Raw genomic sequence first — 3187 nt, forward strand, 5'->3', positions numbered from 1 at the left:
ACGTGCGTGCGGATTCCGCGTGCCGAGCGACGCGAGCCGTACGACGCGAGTCGGGCGGTGGGCGGGTCAGCCGCCGGTGGGGGCGGTGGTACTTCGGCGCCGGAGGCGTTGGTTGAGCACGCCCAGGGCGAGGACGACGGGGACGCTGAGCACCAGCCAGACCGCGGTGCTCGCCTCGCCGCCGATGAGGGTGGTGAAGTTGGCGAGGATCAGCCAGATCGCACCGGCGATGCCGAGCGCGCCGAGCAGGGGCGCGATCAGGGTGTTCCAGACCCGCTGGTCGACGCGGCGACGGCGGAAGAACACGATGACCGACACCGAGGTCAGCAGGTAGAGCAGCATCATCGCGAGCACGGCGAGGCCGCTGAACCAGGAGAAGAGGGTGAGGACGGGGTCCTTGCCTGCCAGGGCGAACGGCACGACGAGGAGCACGGCGATCACGGTCTGGACGCAGCCGGCCGTCCACGGCGAGTGCCGGGTGTTGAGGCGGCACAGCCGGGCGGGGAGCTGTCCGTCGCGGCCGAGGGCGAACAGGTAGCGGTTGGCGGAGTTGTGGAAGGTGAGGATGCCGGCGAACAGGGAGGTGGCGAGCAGGATCGGCAGGACGTCGCCCACCCAGCCGCCGAACTGGTCGGCGATCGGGGCGAAGACGAAGCCCGAGGAGTCTCCGGAGGCCAGGGCGGCGCCCGCCGCGCCGGGTGCCTTGGAGGCTCCGTAGGCCGAGATCAGCATCCAGGAGGTGAGGGCGAAGAATCCGGTGACGACGACGACCGAGAGATAGGTCGCGCGGGGCACGGTCTTCTTGGGTTCCTTGGCCTCCTCGCCGTAGATGGCGGTGGCCTCGAAGCCGAACATGGAGGCCACGGCGAACATCACGGCGACGCCGGGGGCGCCCTGCAGCGCGGCCGACGGGGAGAAGCTGTCGGCGGCGCCGAGCCCTTCGGGGCCGCCGCCCTTGAAGAGGGTGACCAGGCCGAAGACGAGCAGGATGCTGAACTCGGCGAGCACGAAGACGGCGAGCACCTTGGCGCCCATCTCGATGCCCAGGGCGCCCAGTGCCTGCACCACGGCCATGGTCACCAGGGTGTAGACCCACCAGGGCAGGTCGAGGGGGGTGTGGTCGGCGACGAGGGCGGCGACGGTGGCGCCGTAGAGCCCGTACATCGCGGCCTGGATGACGCAGTAGGCGAACAGGGCGACGCTGGCGCTGCCGGCGCCCGCGGTGCGGCCGAGTCCGGTGCCGATGTACGTGTAGAAGGCTCCCGCGTCGACGACGTGGCGCCCCATGGCGACGAAGCCGACGGAGAAGAGGAGGATCACGGCTCCGGCCAGGACGTAGGCGGCCGGGGTGCCGGATCCGTTTCCGGTGGCGATCGAGATCGGGGCGGCTCCGGCGATGCCGGTGAGCGGGGCCTGACCCGACAGTACGAAGAAGAGGATGCCCAGAACGCCGAGGGCGTTGGGTTTGAGCGTGGCTGCAGTGGGGGCGTCCCGTACGGTCCGCTCTGCGGAAACCGTCTGACTGTCCACTCGGATCACCTGCCAGGGAGAGAGAAGGATCGTTTCAGGCCAAACGAGTTGCCTCATCGTCGGGCCGAACTATCCGTTTGACAAGGGGGTGAGGGCAGGGAATCCCGCGGGAACGGGACGGGAGTTCCCGCGACGACCACGCTGCGTGCGCGGCGGCGACCCGGCAGCGACGTGCCGGGGTTCAGTCGGTGTCCGAGTCCTCGGACAGCCGCTCCAGCAGACCCCTGAGTTCGGTGAGCGCCTCTTCGGTGACGTCGCGCTCGCCGAAGGCCAGCTGGTGCAGGACCAGGCCCTCCAGCGCGGCGAACACGAGCCGCGACATGCCGCGGCTCACCGGCCGGTCCAGGATGCGGGTCAGCTCCCGTGCGCTGGCCCCGAAGTACTCCTCGTACAGGCTGCGCAGTTGCGGCAGCAGTTCGGGGCGGCGGCGTGCCTCCAGCAGCAACTCGTACTGGAACGCCTGGAGTTCGGGACCGGAGTCGACCATGTCGCCGAGCCCGGCGGCGAAGTCGGCGGGCTTGCCGGTGCCGATCTCCAGGGCGCTGCTGTTCAGCGAGGAGTGGATGGCGTGGCTGACGGCCTCCTCGATCAGCGCGTCGCGCGAGCCGAAGTGGTGCACGACGAGCCCGTGGGTGACCCCGGCCTCGTGGGCGACGGCCCGGTAGGTGAGGCTGCGCAGACCGCCGCGGGCCACCACACGGACCGCGGCGTCCAGCAGTGCGACCCGGCCCGTGCCGTAGTTCGTGACGCGCTTGCGGGAGCGGCGGTCACCGGCGGGCTCGACGGGGTCGGTCATACCGTCGACCCTACCCGTGACCTCGCCGTCAGCGCTTCGGCGGCCTGATGCCACGGAATTCCCAGTCGCCGCCGAGGGCGGTGGACAGCACTTCCTCCGACTCGGTCGGCTGCGCGCCGACGTCGCCGCGGATCGCGGTGGGACCCGTGACGATGTGGTTCGTGAGGCGTCCCAGGCCCTCGACCTCGACCTCGACGACGTCGCCGGGCTGCACCGGCCGGGAGTTGGCCGGGGTACCGGAGAGCAGGACGTCGCCGGGGTACAGGGTGATGGTGCGGGCGATGTCGGCGACGAGGTAGTGCATGTCCCACTTCATCTCGTCGGTCGAGCCGTCCTGGACGACCTCGCCGTTGACGTACGTGCGCAGCCGCTTGCCGTGGTAGTCCCAGTCGGTGACCAGGCCGGGGCCGAGCGGGCACAGGGTGTCCGAGCCCTTGACGCGGAGCATGGACCCGGCGTCGGTGTCGCGGAAGTCGTGCAGGCCGTAGTCGTTGGCGACGGTGTAGCCGGCGATGTACTCCCCCGCGTCGGCCGGGGCGATGTTGCGCGCGGTCTTCCCGATGACGATGGCGACCTCGCCCTCGTAGTTGAGCCACTTGCAGCCCTCGGGGCGGACGATCGCGCCCTTGTGGCTGTTCAGCGAGGAGGTCGGCTTGTGGAAGTACGTGGGGGTGTCGGGCAGGCCGATCTGGAACTCGTCGACGCGGCTGCGGTGGTTGAGGTGGACCGCGATCACCTTGGAGGGGACGACCGGCGGAAGGTGGTGGGCCTCGTCGGTCTTGACGCGGCGGCCGTCACCGGCGACGAGTTCGTCCCCGTCGACGGTGACCTCGACGGCGGCGCCGTCGAGGAGGATGCGGC

At 70.5% G+C, this 3187-nt stretch carries 3 protein-coding genes; all 3 read right to left on the reverse strand.

Annotated elements, in window-relative coordinates:
• Positions 1 to 66 precede the first annotated feature (66 nt).
• The gene (locus M4J07_RS47255; protein ID WP_255983501.1) at positions 67 to 1530 is read right to left on the reverse strand and encodes an APC family permease; all 1464 of its coding nucleotides are present in this window, start codon (positions 1528 to 1530) and stop codon (positions 67 to 69) included.
• Between the two features lie 181 nt (positions 1531 to 1711).
• Positions 1712 to 2326 carry a TetR/AcrR family transcriptional regulator gene (locus M4J07_RS47260; protein ID WP_255983503.1) on the reverse strand — a complete coding sequence of 205 codons (615 nt, stop codon included), beginning with the start codon at positions 2324 to 2326 and terminating at the stop codon, positions 1712 to 1714.
• 28 nt (positions 2327 to 2354) lie between these two features.
• Positions 2355 to 3187, reverse strand: an 833-nt coding sequence (locus tag M4J07_RS47265; protein WP_255983505.1) for a fumarylacetoacetate hydrolase family protein, incomplete at its 5' end; no start/stop codon positions are given.

Origin of the sequence: Streptomyces longispororuber (assembly GCF_024448165.1) — a bacterium.
Classification (GTDB): domain Bacteria; phylum Actinomycetota; class Actinomycetes; order Streptomycetales; family Streptomycetaceae; genus Streptomyces; species Streptomyces longispororuber_A.